This is a genomic window from Pseudomonas sp. GW821-FHT02A11 (assembly GCF_059421985.1).
Map to the genome: position 1 here is coordinate 80,979 of NZ_JBWKWB010000008.1, position 15,867 is coordinate 96,845.

The 15,867-nt window shown below is 60.9% G+C and carries 18 protein-coding genes; 7 read left to right on the forward strand and 11 right to left on the reverse strand.

Annotated features, from left to right (window positions below; translation table 11 throughout):
* Positions 1–37: 37 nt before the first annotated feature.
* From AC07V9_RS14125 to AC07V9_RS14155, 7 genes are all read right to left on the reverse strand, one after another.
* Positions 38–772 carry a glycosyltransferase family 2 protein gene (locus AC07V9_RS14125; RefSeq protein WP_495016322.1) on the reverse strand — a complete coding sequence of 245 codons (735 nt, stop codon included), beginning with the start codon at positions 770–772 and terminating at the stop codon, positions 38–40.
* A 191-nt stretch (positions 773–963) separates the two neighbouring features.
* Positions 964–2,643, reverse strand: coding sequence for an ApeI family dehydratase (locus tag AC07V9_RS14130; RefSeq protein ID WP_495016323.1), 1,680 nt, complete (start codon positions 2,641–2,643; stop codon positions 964–966).
* A complete protein-coding gene (locus AC07V9_RS14135; protein WP_495016324.1) occupies positions 2,640–3,185 on the reverse strand; it encodes a COG4648 family protein in 546 nt (181 codons plus the stop codon). Before AC07V9_RS14135 ends, AC07V9_RS14130 begins: the two co-directional genes overlap by 4 nt.
* Positions 3,182–3,436, reverse strand: coding sequence for an acyl carrier protein (locus tag AC07V9_RS14140; RefSeq protein ID WP_495016325.1), 255 nt, complete (start codon positions 3,434–3,436; stop codon positions 3,182–3,184). Before AC07V9_RS14140 ends, AC07V9_RS14135 begins: the two co-directional genes overlap by 4 nt.
* A 9-nt stretch (positions 3,437–3,445) precedes the next feature.
* Positions 3,446–3,706, reverse strand: coding sequence for a phosphopantetheine-binding protein (locus tag AC07V9_RS14145; protein WP_404636363.1), 261 nt, complete (start codon positions 3,704–3,706; stop codon positions 3,446–3,448).
* Positions 3,681–4,493, reverse strand: coding sequence for a lysophospholipid acyltransferase family protein (locus AC07V9_RS14150; RefSeq protein ID WP_495016326.1), 813 nt, complete (start codon positions 4,491–4,493; stop codon positions 3,681–3,683). Before AC07V9_RS14150 ends, AC07V9_RS14145 begins: the two co-directional genes overlap by 26 nt.
* Complete coding sequence (locus AC07V9_RS14155) at positions 4,469–5,197, reverse strand: beta-ketoacyl synthase chain length factor (RefSeq protein ID WP_495016327.1); 729 nt, start codon at positions 5,195–5,197, stop codon at positions 4,469–4,471. Before AC07V9_RS14155 ends, AC07V9_RS14150 begins: the two co-directional genes overlap by 25 nt.
* Before the next feature lie 289 nt (positions 5,198–5,486).
* Here AC07V9_RS14155 and AC07V9_RS14160 point away from each other — a divergent pair, with 289 nt between their 5' ends.
* Entirely contained in the window at positions 5,487–6,266 is a 780-nt protein-coding gene (locus AC07V9_RS14160) for a ParA family protein (protein ID WP_495016328.1), read from the forward strand.
* Between the two features lie 29 nt (positions 6,267–6,295).
* Here the strand turns inward: AC07V9_RS14160 and AC07V9_RS14165 are convergent, their stop codons facing one another.
* Together AC07V9_RS14165 and trxC are read right to left on the reverse strand one after the other, a co-directional pair.
* A complete protein-coding gene (locus tag AC07V9_RS14165; protein WP_495016329.1) occupies positions 6,296–6,667 on the reverse strand; it encodes a PAAR domain-containing protein in 372 nt (123 codons plus the stop codon).
* A gap of 137 nt (positions 6,668–6,804) precedes the next feature.
* Entirely contained in the window at positions 6,805–7,239 is a 435-nt protein-coding gene (gene trxC / locus AC07V9_RS14170; protein ID WP_495016330.1) for a thioredoxin TrxC, read from the reverse strand.
* Positions 7,240–7,402: 163 nt separating this feature from the next.
* Here trxC and AC07V9_RS14175 point away from each other — a divergent pair, with 163 nt between their 5' ends.
* The 6 genes from AC07V9_RS14175 to AC07V9_RS14200 all read left to right on the forward strand — a co-directional run bounded on the left by AC07V9_RS14175 (position 7,403) and on the right by AC07V9_RS14200 (position 10,934).
* Positions 7,403–8,098, forward strand: coding sequence for an aspartate/glutamate racemase family protein (locus AC07V9_RS14175; RefSeq protein WP_495016331.1), 696 nt, complete (start codon positions 7,403–7,405; stop codon positions 8,096–8,098).
* A 144-nt stretch (positions 8,099–8,242) separates the two neighbouring features.
* Positions 8,243–8,533 (forward strand): type II toxin-antitoxin system antitoxin MazE, encoded by a 291-nt coding sequence (mazE, locus tag AC07V9_RS14180; RefSeq protein ID WP_495016332.1) that lies wholly within the window; start codon positions 8,243–8,245, stop codon positions 8,531–8,533.
* Positions 8,533–8,895, forward strand: a complete 363-nt coding sequence (gene mazF / locus AC07V9_RS14185; RefSeq protein ID WP_495016333.1) for a type II toxin-antitoxin system toxin MazF — start codon at positions 8,533–8,535, stop codon at positions 8,893–8,895. The genes mazE and mazF overlap by 1 nt, the downstream gene beginning before the upstream one ends.
* Before the next feature lie 285 nt (positions 8,896–9,180).
* Positions 9,181–10,206, forward strand: a complete 1,026-nt coding sequence (locus AC07V9_RS14190) for a hypothetical protein (protein ID WP_495016334.1) — start codon at positions 9,181–9,183, stop codon at positions 10,204–10,206.
* A 34-nt stretch (positions 10,207–10,240) separates the two neighbouring features.
* The gene (locus AC07V9_RS14195) at positions 10,241–10,528 is read left to right on the forward strand and encodes a type II toxin-antitoxin system HigB family toxin (protein ID WP_495016335.1); all 288 of its coding nucleotides are present in this window, start codon (positions 10,241–10,243) and stop codon (positions 10,526–10,528) included.
* Positions 10,529–10,532: 4 nt separating this feature from the next.
* The gene (locus tag AC07V9_RS14200; RefSeq protein WP_495016336.1) at positions 10,533–10,934 is read left to right on the forward strand and encodes a helix-turn-helix domain-containing protein; all 402 of its coding nucleotides are present in this window, start codon (positions 10,533–10,535) and stop codon (positions 10,932–10,934) included.
* A gap of 18 nt (positions 10,935–10,952) precedes the next feature.
* Here AC07V9_RS14200 and selO read toward each other — a convergent pair whose 3' ends face one another.
* Positions 10,953–12,416, reverse strand: a complete 1,464-nt coding sequence (gene selO, locus AC07V9_RS14205) for a protein adenylyltransferase SelO (protein ID WP_495016337.1) — start codon at positions 12,414–12,416, stop codon at positions 10,953–10,955.
* Between the two features lie 48 nt (positions 12,417–12,464).
* Entirely contained in the window at positions 12,465–15,842 is a 3,378-nt protein-coding gene (gene mscK / locus AC07V9_RS14210; RefSeq protein ID WP_495016338.1) for a mechanosensitive channel MscK, read from the reverse strand.
* Positions 15,843–15,867: the final 25 nt, after the last annotated feature.

Below are 15,867 nucleotides of genomic sequence, written 5' to 3' on the forward strand. Positions count from 1 at the left end.
TCATGCTCGGCCCAGTGCTGTTTTTGCTCGGCGTCGCTCACGGCAGCCACCGCCGCCAGAGGATCAGCGGGAAGCGCGCGAGCATGCCGAAGAACAGCTTGGTGTGCATCTTCGAGATCAGTGCGTTGTCGTGAAACAGGCGGAAATGCGACAGGCCATCCTGAGGGTAATGTACTTTGGTCGGCAGCCAGCGCATCGGCTGGTTGCGCCACGACAGACGCACGAGAATCTCGGGATCGAAGTCCATGCGTTTGCCCAGGTTTACGGTGTCGATCAGGTGCAGCACGGGCTTGAGGGGGTACACGCGGAATCCGCACATCGAGTCGGGGATCTGCAGCGACAGGCTGTTGATCCACACCCACACGTGGGTAAGGTAGCGCGCATACAGGCGGCCTTTCGGCACGCTCGCGTCGTATTGCGGGTAGCCACAGATCAGCGAATGCGGGTGTTCGCGAGAGTTTTCGAGGAACGCTTGAATGTCGTTCAGATCGTGCTGACCATCGGCGTCAACCTGCAATGCATGGCTGAAGCCTATTTTTGCGGCTTCACGCAGGCCCGCCATGACGGCGCCGCCCTTGCCCTGATTGACCGGCAGCTGGACCAGAAACACCTTGTCCTGCTCGGCCAGCGACCTCAGCACCGCCGCACAGGCCGTGCTGCTGGCGTCGTCCACCAGCACGCACGGCAGACCGGCGTCCAGCAGCTCTTGCACGACAGCAGGCACGGCTCGTTCGTGGTTGTAGACCGGGATGACGGCGCAGGGGTTATGCATGGGGACGTCCTTTTCGAGCGCTGCGATACGTCACTGCCGACCACAAATCCTGTGGGAGCGAATTCATTCGCGAGAGGCCGGTACAGTCGACCCACATCTGCCGGATGTACCGCCGCATCGCGAATGAATTCGCTCCCACAGGGTTATCGCCAGACACATAATCGGTGTCGGGCATAGGGTTTGTGCTCTGCTCACGCATCGGCTTCACTCCACAAAATCCGTCCACTGGAGCAGGCCGCGTCGCCGTTGCGATAGGCGAAATGCAATTTGCTGCGTGCCTGATCGAAGCGCAGGGTCAGGGTGATGCGGTCGCCGGGGCGCACCAGTTGCTGGAATTTCAGCACTTCCATTCCGGCAAAACGCGGCGGCAAGTCCATCAGGCGCTGGCCTAAGGCGATAGCCCAGTCGACCTGCACCACGCCGGGCAGAATCGGCGTGCCGGGGAAATGCCCGGTGAAGTGCGCCAGATCCAGCGGCACCACCAGTTCCAGCAGCAGTTCTTCGCCGTTCTGTTGCTGACCGATGATTTCCGGCTCCTGAATCCGTGGCGCCACCAACAAGGCTTCGACTTGCGCCTGTGGCAGCTTGCCCTGGGTGTTCATCGGCAACTGGCTCAGCAAACGCCAGCGACGAGGCAGGGCCAGCGCTTCGCAGTGAGGCACCAGGTGCTGGCGCAAGGCGTTGGTCAGCGCGCGACGACCCTGATTGCGCAGGGCATGCACGCCACTTGCGCTGAGCACGATCAACGCGCCCAGCGACGCCCGGTTCTCCCGCACCACGCCCAGACGCGCCTCGCTGACCCACTCATGGGCCGCCAGCGCCTGTTCCAGCAGGGGCAGGGAGATGCGTTTTTCTTCCAGCTTGACGATGCGGTCCAGGCGACCCAGCAGTTCGAAGCGGCCATCGTCGGTGAAGCGTGCAGCGTCGGCAGTCTGCTCGACATGGCCGACCGGCAGGTACGCCGATTCGATGCGCAGCGCGCCGTCTTCGTTCTGACTCAGCTTCACGTCGTCGAACGCGCGCCACAGCGGGTCGCCCTGACGCCAGGCGATGCCACCGGTTTCCGAGCTGCCAAGAATTTCGGTGGGCCACTGATCGAGGCGTTCATGCAGGCTTTGCGCGGCTTCTGCTGGCAACGCGCCGCCCGAGGAAAACACTCGGCGTACAGCGCTCAGGCTCTGCCAGTCGAGGTTGTCGCCCATGCGCTTGAGCAGGGCAGGGCTGGCGACCCAGGCGAACGTCTCGTGCTCGCGGCTGGCGCGCTGCAGGTCCTCGGGGAAGGGCAGCTGCTTGCGCACGAAACTGCGCCCGGCACACAGCGGCCACAGCACCCGGAACAACAGGCCATAAATATGCTGCGCAGCGACGCTGCCGATGATGCACGCACTGCCCAGATCAGCACCCCAAAGGCGTTCCAGCGCGCTGACTTCGTTGGCAAGCTGACGCAGTTTTTTCTCGATCAGCTTGGGCTCGCCGCTGGAGCCGGAGGTGCACAGGCTCAGGGCGCAGGTGTCCAGATCCAGAGGTGCAGGGCAAAGCGGCGCCGTATTCAGCGTATTCAGTTGAACGTCGCCTCTGGCGTCGGTCAGCCATAGATCGACTTGAGGCGCCCAGCGCTCGCGGGTTTGCGCTTGCAGATCGGACGGCAGCAACACATCGACCCCGGCACGCCAGGCGGCGAACAGGGCGACAGCGAGTTCAGCAGCGTCTTCCAGATGAATCGCCACGCTCTTTACGCCGCGCTGTTGCAGAGCCGCTGCGACAGACAGCACTTGCTCATGCCATTGCCCGTGATTCAGCGCTGGCGCTTGGGTGATCGGGCGGCTTGAGTCCGGGCTGAGCAACAAGTGTTCAAGGTTGATCCAGCTCATGCACGCCCTCGCACGCGCTGACGCACGATCCATTCGCCAGCGAACAGGATGCCCATCAGGCCGTAGGCGATGAGGCCGGTGTACAGCATCCACCAGCTCAGCGGCGCCCAGAGGGTCAGCACGGCGGCGACGATGCCGTTGAACAGGAAGAACAGGCACCAGATCTGCGTGACCTGACGGGTGTAGCGGATCGCGACCTCCGGAAGTTCGGGGTCGGTCAGGCGCGCCAGGCGTTCAACCATCGGCATGCCGCGCATCAAGCTCAGGCCAAACAGGATCAGCATGAAACCGCTGATCAGCACCGGGTACCAGCGCAGCAGTTGCGGGCTGTCGAACACCCCCAGCAACAGGCAAAAGGCCATGGCGACCAGCGCCATGCCCAGGCTGCCAGGGCGGCGTTCGCCCGTGAGCGCGCGGGCGGCCCACAGCGCGCCGAGCAGGAGCGCGAATTGCCAGGGCGAAAAATGCTCCATGCCGAAATACACAGCGAACGGATACAGCACCCCCGCCAGCACCAGAATCAGGCCGATCAGGCGACTCATGCGGCGGCGTTGACCAGACGGTAGACCGCTTCGACGACATCGCCGACGGTGCGTACGGACTTGAATTCTTCAGCGGCGATTTTCTTGCCGGTCTTGCGCTTGATGTGGTCGATCAGGTCGACCGCGTCGATGCTGTCGATTTCCAGGTCCTGATACAGGTTGGCTTCGAGTGTGACGCGCTCGGGTTCGAGTTCGAACAGCTCGACCAATGCAGTGCGCAGGGTTTCGAAGATCTCTTCACGGGATTGCATGTTCTGTCCTCAGGCCACCAGGCGGGCGTTGACGAAGGCCGCGAGGCTGTCGACGCTGGTGAAGTGGGTGCGTGTGTCTTTGGCGTCAGCGTCGATCTTGATGCCGTAGCGTTTCTGAATGGCCAGGCCCAGTTCCAGGGCGTCGACCGAGTCCAGGCCCAAGCCTTCGCCGAACAGCGTCTGATCGTTGCCGATGTCGTGGGTGCTGATGTCTTCGAGGCCCAGGGCGTCGATGATCAGTTGTTTAATTTCCAGGTGCAGATCGCTCATCTGTGGCGAGCTCCTTGATGAAGTGGTGATGCAGATGGTCATTGAGCTTGCGCGACGCCACAGGGGCCGGGCCAAGCGCGGCGAACGCCGCAGGGTCGATATCGTGGCCGACCCGCAGGTGAAAGTGCGGGCGGCGCTGGGGAATGCGGTACCAGGGCTCGGCCTTGGTCAGGGTGGTCGGCGAGACGTGGATCGTCACCGGCGTGATCACGTTCGCACCGCGTAGCGCAATGGCCGCAGCGCCCCGGTGAAAGGCAGGTGCCTTGCCCGGTTGGGTGCGCGTGCCTTCGGGAAAAATGATCAGGGTCTGGCCGGACTGCAGCAGATGAGCGGCGTTTTCCAGCATGTCGGCGCTGCCGTCATTACTCACATAGCCGGTCGCGCGAACCGGCCCCCGGGTGAAGGGGTTTCGCCACAGGCTCTGCTTGACCACGCAGTTGCCGTCACGCACCAGGCCAATCAAAAACACCACGTCGATCAGCGAGGGGTGGTTGGCAATAATCATCTGCCCCGGGCGGCCAAGACGTTCGGCGCCCTCGACTTCATAAGTGAGCACACCAGCCCGGGCCATGAGGCGAATGAACGCCCAGAATAAACAGCTGATGGTGCGCCGGGCGCGACACTGATGGCTGCAGGCATCCCCCGGCAGCAGGGCCAGTAGTGGAAAGATGAACAAGCGCAGGCACAACCCGCCCAGCCCGAACAGGGCGAAGCTCAGGGCAGTGGTCAGCAGGCGCCAATGATAGGCGTCGCGACTTTTGCTCAGCGGTTGTGTTGCCAGTTCCATAGCCGATTCTTCCAGGGATGTTGCAGCGCGCTCTGTTGTGTCGACAGAGCACGCAAAAGGTTAAGCGCGTGTGGCCAGTCGCTACCGAAATCCGCGACCTCCTTAGACTCGCCCGTGCTCAACGCCAGCTGCCATTCGTCGCCTGGGGTCAGCAAAAGCCCCAGTGCGTAGGGAAAAGGCACATCGTCGATCCAGGGGGCGTAGGCGCGCGGCGGGTTTTCTTCGGCCACCACCAGCAGCACAGCGGATGCGCCATCGGCGAGCAGCGCTGCGGCTTCAAGCACGCCATGCTCAAGGCCGTCGCCTGCGGCTGCCAACGCCGTCATTTCGCTGGTTTCGCCGCGCAGAATCGACCATAGGCCGATCACTGCGTTATGCACCGACAGACTGAACTGCGTCGGCGACAACGGCTGATCGGCGGCCAGATCGCTGAGAATGTCGAAGGTGCGAGGCGTTTCGCCGTGACGTGAGACGAACACCAGCGGCAGTCGATCATGTCCTTGCGCCAGCGGCCAGCCTACGCTGAAAGCCATACGCGCCAGGCGGCTGAGGCGTCGGCGCTGCATGGCAGGCAGAAACGAGACATCCGGGGCGTCATCCTGATCGTCCGGGACGGTCGGATTACGGCTCCATTGTTGCCAGTCTTCAGTCGTTGCCAAGCCAGGGGCCCACGCGCGCCACTGTGCGATGTTGAACATGATCACGAGTTATCTTCCCGCCCATATGCGGGCTTACTTCCTGGCTTCGAGTATCCGAAGTGACACCAACCATGGCGCGGCGCTATCACCGAGTGGCGGGCATTATCCCGATGAGTACGATTTGTAGCAATTTGTAAGTCCGCTATTTCACTTGGTTGCGTGGGATTTATCCGTTTCTGTTGTCTCTTTAATTCGTAAGCGCTCGCCCTTGTCATGCGCTTTGCCTAGACTCGGGACCATTCATCAGGTCGTTCGACGACCCTTCCACGGCAAGACAGCAACAGGGAGTTATCAAATGCGGCGTGTGGTGTTCAATCAGAAAGGCGGCGTTGGCAAATCGAGCATCGCGTGCAATCTGGCGGCCGTCAGTGCCCATGAGGGCTACCGGACGCTCTTGATCGACCTCGACGCTCAGGCCAACTCGACGCAGTACCTCACAGGCCTGACCGGCGATGACATCCCCATGGGGATCGCCGACTTCTTCAAGCAGACCCTGTCCTCCGGCCCGTTCTCCAAGAAGAACCAGGTCGATATCTATGAAACCCCGTTCGACAACCTGCACGTCGTCACGGCGACGCCAGAACTGGCCGACCTGCAGCCCAAGCTTGAGGCCAAGCACAAGATCAACAAGCTGCGTAAGTTGCTGGAAGAGCTGGACGAGGATTACGACCGGATTTACCTCGACACGCCGCCAGCGCTGAATTTTTATGCGGTGTCTGCGTTGATCGCCGCTGATCGGGTGTTGATTCCCTTCGACTGCGACAGTTTTTCCCGTCAGGCCCTGTATGGTCTGCTCAAGGAAATTGAGGAGCTGAAGGAAGATCACAACGAAGCGCTGGAGGTGGAAGGGATCATCGTCAACCAGTTTCAGTCTCGCGCCAGCCTGCCGCAGCAGATTCTCGATGAGTTGATTGCCGAGGGGCTGCCGGTGCTGCCGATCTACCTCAACAGTTCGGTGAAGATGCGTGAGTCTCATCAGGCCAACATGCCGCTGATCCACCTGGACCCACGCCACAAGCTGAGCCAGCAGTTCGTCGAGCTGCATCATTTGCTGGAACGCAACACCGTGCAGTGAGCGGTGCCGGCGGGGGTTGAAGGGCGCGGTCATTCAGGCGCACCTTCATTTAAAGCAACCGCCAGCTTTTTCGCCTGCTTGCGTGCCTTTTTGGCGAGATCCTTGGGGATGCCGATAGCAGCCTGCATGTCGGCCTTCAGTTGATCCTGACTGGCGATCAACTGATGAACACCGTCGGGGCATTTGCAGCGTACGGCTTGCCCCTCGGTGGCGACGGCCATGACCTGGTCAATGAACGTCGGATTGCCCTGAGCGATGAAGCCGACGCTCTTGCACGCCGGGCACCATACAGGATCGCCCATGCGCGCGAGGCGACGGTCCTCCCAAACGAGCGTTCCGGATGCCTGCAAAACCCTGCCGCCGGTGGTGGTTGCGTCGCCTTCCCTGATCACTGCTGTCATCGTTGGCCGCCTCTGGATTGAACACGAGTGCGGCTAACCTTACATGGCGAATTTGATGTTCGCAGGGCCGAAAAGCGCTTTCAGACGCGTCCTACCGCCAAAGCAGGCAAGCCCCGCGCAGCATGATGAATTACCTGTCAGATCCCCTGACTGGCCAGCCAGGCAGTCAGTTGTGGCAACTGCATCGCACCGCTCTGGCGCGCCACTTCCCGGCCGTTCTTGAACAGGATCAGACTCGGAATCGAGCGAATACCCAGTTGCGCCGACAGCTGTTGATTGGCCTCGCTGTCCAGCTTGGCCAGGCGCACCCGACCGCTCAGCTGTGCCGCAGCCTGCTCGAAAGTCGGCGCGAAGGATTTGCACGGCCCGCACCAGTCGGCCCAGACGTCCACCAACAGCGGCAGATCGCCTTTGATCTGGCTGGCGTAATCGCCTTGGGTGAGGTTGAACGGCTTGCTCAGCAGCACCGGCTCCTTGCAGCGTCCGCATTTGGGCTGATCAGCCAGACGCTCGGCGGGGATACGGTTCAACCCGTTGCAGTGCGGGCAGGGAATGTGAAGAGGTTCGGACATGGCAGCGACCCAGATAAAGGTTGATGAGCGATAGGTGGTGCCTGAGCGCGGCTTTATCAAGCGTGGCCTTGCGACTGTACCGCCCCCTTGGCGCGTTTCTGTCACTGGCCCGGTGGCGGCATTGCGCCTAGCCTGCGCAGACGACTGTCAGCCGGAGAACAACATGAAGACCCTCGGTGTATTGGGCGGAATGAGCTGGGAATCTACAGCCACGTACTACAAATGGCTCAACGAAGGCGTGCGCAATCAACTGGGCGAGTTGCACTCGGCGCCGTTGCTGCTGCACTCAGTGGATTTCGCAGGCATCGCCGCTCTGCAAAAGTCCGGTCAGTGGGACCAGGCAGGCGAACAGTTGGCCCAAGCCTCCCAAGGCCTCGAGCGTGCCGGCGCCGGCGCAATTCTGCTCGCAACCAACACCATGCACAAAGTCGCTGCTGCGATTGAATCCGCCGTCGACATCCCGCTGCTGCACATTGGCGACGCCGTCGGCCAGGCATTACAAGCCAAGGGCGTCACCCGCGCAGCCTTGCTCGGCACTCGCTTCACCATGCAGGAAGACTTCTACAAACGCCGCATGGCCGAACGTTTCGGCATCGAAGTGCTGTTGCCCACAGCCGCTGACATGAGCGAAATCGACCGCGTGATCTTCGCCGAACTGTGCCTGGGCCAGTTCCACCCACCCGCCCGCAACTTCTATCTAGGCGTGCTGGAGCAGCTCCGCGAACAAGGCGCCCAGGCCGCGATCCTGGGCTGCACCGAGATTGGTCTGCTGCTCGAAGGCGTGCAAAGCCCGCTGCCGCTGGTGGATAGCACTGAAGAGCACGTGGCGATGGGGTTGGGATGGTTGTTGGGGAGTTAATTCAGCTTTTTCCCACAGGGTTGGCTGTATCTTCGGATTGCTGGAGTGCTTGAGGCCGGACACGCTAGATGCCGTCTCGTCGCAGTTCGTAATCAGGCATGTTGGGTGCTACTTTTGTAGCACTTGGTAGACGAGACATTCATCATGGCCGACAAGAGAAAAAAGATGACGATGAACTCCACGATCCGCCGTCAGGGCGGTGCGGCAGTAATGACGATACCACCCGCATTTCTGAAACTGCTGGATCTGGAAATCGGTTCTGAGGTCGAACTTAGTGTGGAGGCAGGAGAGCTGGTCGCTAAGCCTGTGCCTCAGCTTATGCGTAAACGTTATTCGGCAGCGGAGCTATTGAAGGGCGCCGAGCATGTTGCTGAGCTGAACAGTGAGACGGCCTGGGCTCGTGAAGGTGATCCGGTTGGGCGGGAAATCATCTGATGGTTCGTCGCAAGGCTCCCCGCCAAGGGGACGTGTATTGGATAGACCCTAATCCGGTAGCGGGACGTGAGATGAAGGGCCGGCATCGCTTCGTTGTCATTACCTCACAGCAGATCAACACGTTAGGTCTATGCATGGCCGTTCCCGTGACCAGCGGCGGTGAGTTTGCTCGCCAATCCGGGCTGTGTGTGGTCATTGCCGGCCACGAGACCAATGGCTTGGCGGTGTGCAATCAAGTCCGCAGCTTTGACCTTGAGCAACGAGTCCGAGCGGGCTCTGCAAGGTTTATCGAAAGCCTGGACAAGGTGACCGTCAACGAGATTATCTCCAAGGTGCTGAGTGTCATCGATTTGAAAGACTAGTCAGCTGATCTGCGGAACATGCTGCTTTTCACATTTTGCATTCTCATTTGCTATAGAACCGCCGATTCACTCGGTTTTGAAGACATCGTCCATTCCTGCAGCGCCCCTTTGAATCACCCCTGTTCATCGCAAATCGGCGCTTTTTTTCCTCGTATTTATCCCTAAGACCCCCCATTCGCCCAGCTAGCCGCAGGCCAAAACCCCGCATAGCTTCCCGCCTAGGGAGCTTTTTTCGTTCATTTCAAACCCGTCGCTCCCTGCCCATTCATTGTCAGGGAGTCGCCCATGATCAGTCAGATTCAGGCCGCCGTTGCCGCCGTCATATCGAACAAAACGGCCCCCACAACAGTAGCAAAAGGTGATCAGCCCGCTGTGGATAAAATGCAGAAGCAGGCCGAAGACAAGGCGAGTTTTTCCACGCTGGCCAGTCAGTTGAACGAAAGCGACGCACGTGCGGCCAAGCGTGATGCCGGGATGACCTTTGAGGAGCTGGGCCAGTACGGACGTAACCGGATCAAGGAATTTACCCAGGAAACGCCCAAGGCCAACAGCGGCACCCGCGCCATGGAAGTGCCGAACACCCACGACCCTGAGTTGCTGGATCGTGCGCGGGCGGCATCTGCGTACGTCACGCGTACGCTTGCAGGGGATAAAAACGCCATCAGCCCATTCGAGAAACTGTCTCGCGAACAGTTGAACCTGATTGCCTATGACGACAGCGGCGCCTTCACCCTCAATGAGCGACGCGCCGCCTGGCAGGGCGTGCAGAAAATGGACGATGCCTGGCGCAAGGTGGCCATCGCGCAAGGGGAGCTGGAGCAGATTCGTACAGGTAAGGCGTCGAAGTTCTACAACGAGGCGCTGAGCTACTTCAAATCGCTGCCTGCTATCGAAAAGGCTGTGGACTATCCGAAGGACGCCCAAGCGATCCTTGAGTCGCGCATCAAGGACGACAAGACGCTGCCGAGTTTCCCGGGCCTCGTGAGTCGGCCACGCAGTGATCGCCAATTCACCCTCTACGACGTCCTCGCCGGCATCGTGGACACCCGCAAAGGCAAGGGCGAACCGAATGGCTCTGGCCCCAGAACCAAGTTCAGCCCCAGAACCTCGCCGACGCCGGTGTCGTGGAATGAGCGATGGGCGAGGAAAGAAGCGGCTGCGGCCAAGGCCGTCAGCACAACGCAGGTAATCGCCCCGACAACGCCGACCCTGCGGCTGCGAATGCGGCGGTTAAGACTGAGACGGCGAGTGGCGCTAAGTCAGGAGCCTGATTCCATATCTCAATTTGCGATATTTCATCCGATACGCTAAATTCCGTATCGCAAAATGCGATATGGATGATCAGATGCGTGTCATTACGGAAAAGCGGATTTGGGAGGCTAAACAGAGATGGCTACATTCAGCTACAGCACTGGACGCATGGTACCGATTGATAAAGGCCTGCAGGCCTTCGGATTTTGCTGCCATGAAGGCGATATTTCCTGCCACTGACAAAGTGGGGCCCTTTCATGTGTTCGATATCGGAGGCAACAAGATAAGGCTCATCGCCTCGGTAAATTATTCTGCGCAACGGCTCTACATCAAATATGTGCTGGACCATCGCGAATACGATAAAGGCAAATGGAAGGGGTAAGTCAATGAGTGTGCTTATCGAACGGGCAACAGAGCACTGGCACCACGTGGCGCCCTTGCTAAACAAGCCGGAATCAGAAGAAGAATACGACCTGCTGGTCAACGGGCTGGATGAGTTGCTCGAAATCATTGGTGAGGATGAGGGGCACCCGCTCAGTCGTCTGGCCATCCTGATCGGCGATGTGATTGAGGCCTACGACCACGAGCATCGCCCGATGCCCGTTGTGTCAGGCGCTGAGACCCTGCGCTATCTGATGCGCGAGCACGGCTTGAGTCAGAGTGACCTTCCCGAGGTGGGTACTCAGTCGGTCATCTCCGAAATCCTCTCGGGCAAGCGTCAGCTCAATCTGCGCCAAGTTCGTCAGTTGGCGGAGCGATTCGGTGTGCCGGTTGAGGTCTTCATCTGACCTCGACGCGCAGCCGCCTCACGACGAACAACTGATCTCCAGATGCTTGCCCCAATCCGGTGGCCGCTGTGCATAACTGTCCATTCCGTCTTGCGCTTCGAACGGTTTGCACAGCACCTGATGCAAGCGCCGGACTTCGCTGTAGTCGCCTTGCTCGGCGGCTTCGATGGCGCGTTGGGCCAGGTAGTTGCGCAGGATGTACAGCGGGTTGACGGCGTGCATGCGGGTGCGGCGTTCGTCCTGGGTGGTTTCGGTCTCGCGGGCGATGCGCGCTTTGTAGGCGTCGGCCCAGGCGTCGAAGCCGAGCATGTCGACGAAGTCGTCGCGCAGGTGGCGCACGGCGATGTCGGCTGAGTCTTCGCCCAGGCGGCGGAAGAACAGGCTGTAGTCGACGCCGCTGTTCTGCATCAATTGCAGCAGGCGGGCGATGAGGTCGGCGTCGGCGTCTTCGGCGGTGGTCAGGCCCAGGCGGCGGCGCATGAGATCCAGGTAGTGGGCTTGATACAGCGGCAGGAACATCCCGAGTGCTCCGCGAAGCGGTTCGACCTCGACGAACGGTGTCAGGGCCTGGGCTAGGGCGCTGAGGTTCCACTGGCCGATGGGCACCTGATTGCTGAAGGAATAGCGGCCTTCGTGGTCGGAGTGGTTGCAGACGAAATGCTGGTCAAAGTCGTCGAGGAAGGCGAATGGGCCGAAGTCGAAGGTGATGCCCAGAATCGACATGTTGTCAGTGTTCATCACGCCATGACAGAAGCCGTAGGCCTGCCATTTGGCGATCAGTTCGGCCTGGCGCTCGACGATCACGCGGAACATCGCCAGATACGGCTCGGGCTGCTCCAGGCATTCGGCGTAGTGCAGCGACAGCACGTGATCGGCCAGTTGTTTCAGCTCGTCGTGCTGCTGGGTGTAAAAGAAATACTCGAGGCTGCCAAAACGCACATGGCTCTGGGCCAGGCGCAGCACCATCGCCGCGCGTTCCTGGGATTCGCGCCACACCGCGGTGGTCGAGCCGATCACGCAGCCAGCGCGACTGGTCGGAATGCCCAGCGCATGCAGGGCTTCGGATGCCAGAAACTCACGAATCGAGGAGCGCAGCACCGCGCGGCCGTCGCCCATGCGCGAATACGGCGTCTGGCCAGCGCCTTTAAGGTGCAGGTCCCAATGCTCGCCGGCGTCGTTGTAGACCTCGCCCAGCAGCAGCCCGCGACCATCCCCAAGGCGCGGGTTGTAGGAGCCGAACTGGTGACCGGAATAGACCATCGCCCGGGGCTCGGCTTCGGCCCACAGCTTGTGTCCGCTGAACAGCTCGGCAAACACCGGCTCTTGGGCCTGCGCGGGGTCCAGGTCGAGCAATGCCAGCGCCGCATCGCTCGCGACCACAAGGCGTGGTTCGGCGATGGGCTCGGGCAATACGGACGTGGAAAACGCATCGCCCAGGCGGGCAAAGCGGTTGTCGAAGGTCAGTTCGTCGAGGTCTTTCACAAGACAGCTCCAGCAGAATGTCCGAGCATTCTGCTGGGTTTAGTGCGCTCAGTCGAGCTTGGCTTCCGGCGGCTCCGGTACATCTTTTGGCGCAGCGGGCACAACCGTGGAGGCCACAGGGGGCGCGATGGTTTTGTGCTCCGGTTCGACCGGCACCATCTTGTACTCCTGACCCTGCATGTTCTTGAGGTACACCTCCATCTGCCGGAACGAGATGTTGATGTGCTGCTTCTTGAACTCCTTGTTGATGAACCGGTTGATCTCGTCGAGCACCGGGTTGCGGTCGCCCAGATCCCGCACGTGCATGCGCAGTTCGTGGTCCAGGGTGCTTTCGCCGAAGTTCAGGAAGTACACGATCGGCTCGGGCTCTTTCAGGACGCGCGGGTTTTCCCTGGCTGCCTGTAGCAACAGCTTGCGCACCAGATCCAGGTCGGAGCCGTAATCCACGCCCAGCTTGAGGGTGACGCGGGTAATGGTGTCGGTCAGCGACCAGTTGATCAGTTGCCCGGTGATGAACGTCTTGTTCGGGACAATGATGTCCTTGCGGTCGAAGTCGGTGATGGTGGTCGCGCGAATGCGGATCTTGCTGACCGTGCCCGACAGGTTGCCGATGGTGATGGTGTCGCCGATGCGCACGGGGCGTTCGAACAGGATCATGATGCCTGAGATGAAGTTCGCGAAGATCTCCTGCATGCCGAAACCCAGGCCGACCGACAGCGCTGCCACCAGCCATTGCAGCTTGTCCCAACTGACGCCAAGCGCCGACAGCGTCGAGACGAAACCGACCCCCGCGATGATGTACGACAGCAGCGTGGTGGTGGCGTATGAGCTGCCTTGCTTGAGGTTCAGCTTGGATAGCACGAAGACTTCCAGCAGCCCCGGCAGGTTACCCGCCAGCACGAAGGTGATGCCGATGATCACCAGAGCGCCGATCATGTCGCCGAGGCTGATCGGCACCATGCTCATGGTCGCGCCGGTGCCGCTGGTGTACTCGTACAGGGTGATGTTGTCCAGGTACGAGAACACTGTAATCAGGTCGGCCCAGACCAGATACAGCGCGCCGATGAAGCCGGCGATCAGCGCCAGACGGATCAGGCGCAGGGACTGCTGGTTGACCTGTTCGATGTCCAGCGTCGGTTCTTCGACCAACGCTTCGCCTTCACCGGCTTCCTTGGCGGCTTGACGTTTGGCCAGGGCGCGTTGGTAAGCCAGACGCCGCGCCGCGACCCCCAGGCCCCGCACGAACGTGGCTTCGATCACCAGCCACAGCATCAGCAGATACAGGGTGTCGATCAACCGGTCGCTGAGTTTCAGCGCGGTGTAGTAGTAGCCAAAGCACACGGCCAGGAATAGCGCGATAGGCAGCGCGGTAAAGGCCAGACCTACAGCGCGGCGGAACAGCGAGGCGTTTTCGTGGGTCGGGCTGGTCAGTAGCAGGCGGCCCAGGAGCCAGGTCATCATGGCGTAGCAGGTCAGTACCACGGCGATGCCGATCACGTCGTCTGCCAGCGCCGAAGGTTCGTGCTCGGCGACCGCAACCACGGTCACCAGCGCCAGTACCACCAGGCCAAGTCGGCGGATCCAGCCGCGCAGGAACTCGACCTGAGACTTCTCCCAACGGAAATGCAGCTGCGCCACACCGCCCGGCGCGAGGATGCGGTATGCGGTGTAGAACACCAGCCAGGCCAGCGAGATCTGCATCAGCGCCGCGCCCAGATTGACGTTCTGCTCGCGGGCGTCGATCTGCAATGCCAGCGCGCACGAGGCCAGGGCCAGCGACAGTGGCATGGCCAGTAGAATGTTGATGATGATCGCCAATGGCGTCTGCCACTGTCGGTCGCGCTTGAAGTGGCCGATGTCGGCGTGGAGGCGATTGAGCTTGTCGTACAGTGCGTTGCGCTTCCACATCAGCACGCCGATCACCAGCAGCAGCGGCAGGAAGATCAGTGGACGCTGAGTCAGTCCGTCGGCCAGTTCGCTGACCGTCGAGGTCCAGGGCAGCGTGGAAATCTGCTTCATCAGGCGCGGCTGAACGCGCTCGAACCACTCGAAATCCAACGGCTTGTTGCTGGGAATCCAGAACATCTGCTCGTCCAGGGTCTGGCGCAGACTGATGGCCGTGCTGACCAGTTGCTTCTGGTTGAGCTGCAGGGTGATGGATTCGTTGAGCAGGGCGCTGAGTTCGCGATTCAGGCGCTCCAGCAGATCAGAGCGGGTGGTCGCCAGATCGAGCAACGTCTTGCGCAGCGCCGGGGTGACGTCTTCAGGTTTTTGCGTGGCGAGCAGGGTGTCGACGTAATTGGCCGGGTTGCTCATCTGTTCGCGCTGCTGATTGACCTCGAATTGATAGAGGCGAATGTCAGCGATTTCGTCGGCCAGGCCGCTGTCGAGCTTGAGCTTGGGCAGCGACTGTTTCTGTTTATAGAGGATCTTGGAGAGCAGCAGGCTGCCGCTGAGCACATTGATCTGCTCATCCAGCGCGGCATCGGTCTGGGTGATGGCGTCGAGTTGGGTCTTGGTCTTGAGGTTCTGCTGGGTCAGCTCGTTGAGGCGGTCGGTGCCGCGCAGCAGGTAGTCGGAGAGCTTGAGGTTGGTCGCGCTTTCCGTCGCCAGCAGGCTGCTGCCACCGGCCTTTTGTGCCTCGATCGACAGCTGCGTCACGGTTTCCTGGGACTGTGCGCGGCGCTTGTCGTTGATCAGGGTCTGCAGGTCCTGGATTTCCTGATCCTGGCGCGCGACCTTCTCGGTCAACAAATCACGCTGGCTGCCGCCCAGATCCTGAAGCTGGCTGTTGCCGGCCAGTTCCTGACGACGCAGGGCAATCAGCGCGTTGATCGATGCCAGCTCGGCGTTCAGCTGGTTGCGCTGATCGGCACTGATCGACTTGCCGCCGTCCTTGCCGGACTTGAGGATGCCGTTGATGGTCTGGATGCGCGTCTGACTGTTGCTGATCTCCGCTTGCGCGCGCTCAGGGCGGGTCTGCGCGGTGATGGTCATGCTGTTGGCGTCGTTGAGCGCCTTTTGCAAGTCGGCCTGTTGCGCGCTGCGCTGACTGAGCAGGCCTTCGAGCTGAGGCACGTCCATGTTGGCGTAGCGCTGAGCGACCGGGATCGTTTTGCTGGCCTTGAGTTTGGCCAGCTCACGCTGGTTTTCGGCCGTCTGCCTGGGGGCATCGGTCAGCTGCTTTTTCAGGTCTTCGAGCTTTTGCTGGTTGTCCTTCTGGCTGGCGAGGAGGGTGAGCGTCTGCTCAAGCACCTGTTGCAGGGCCTTCTGGTCGTCGGCCGACAGCTTGCGGTCGGCGATCTTGTCCAGGCTCTGCTGAACGGCTTCGCTGGAAGGTGGGGGAGTGTCAGCGGCAAAGGCCGGGACGCCGGAAAGGCAAAGCCCCAGCAAGGCTGAGGCAAAAAAGGTACGCAGCGTGAACATAGACACCGGGTCGAACAGTCAGGAA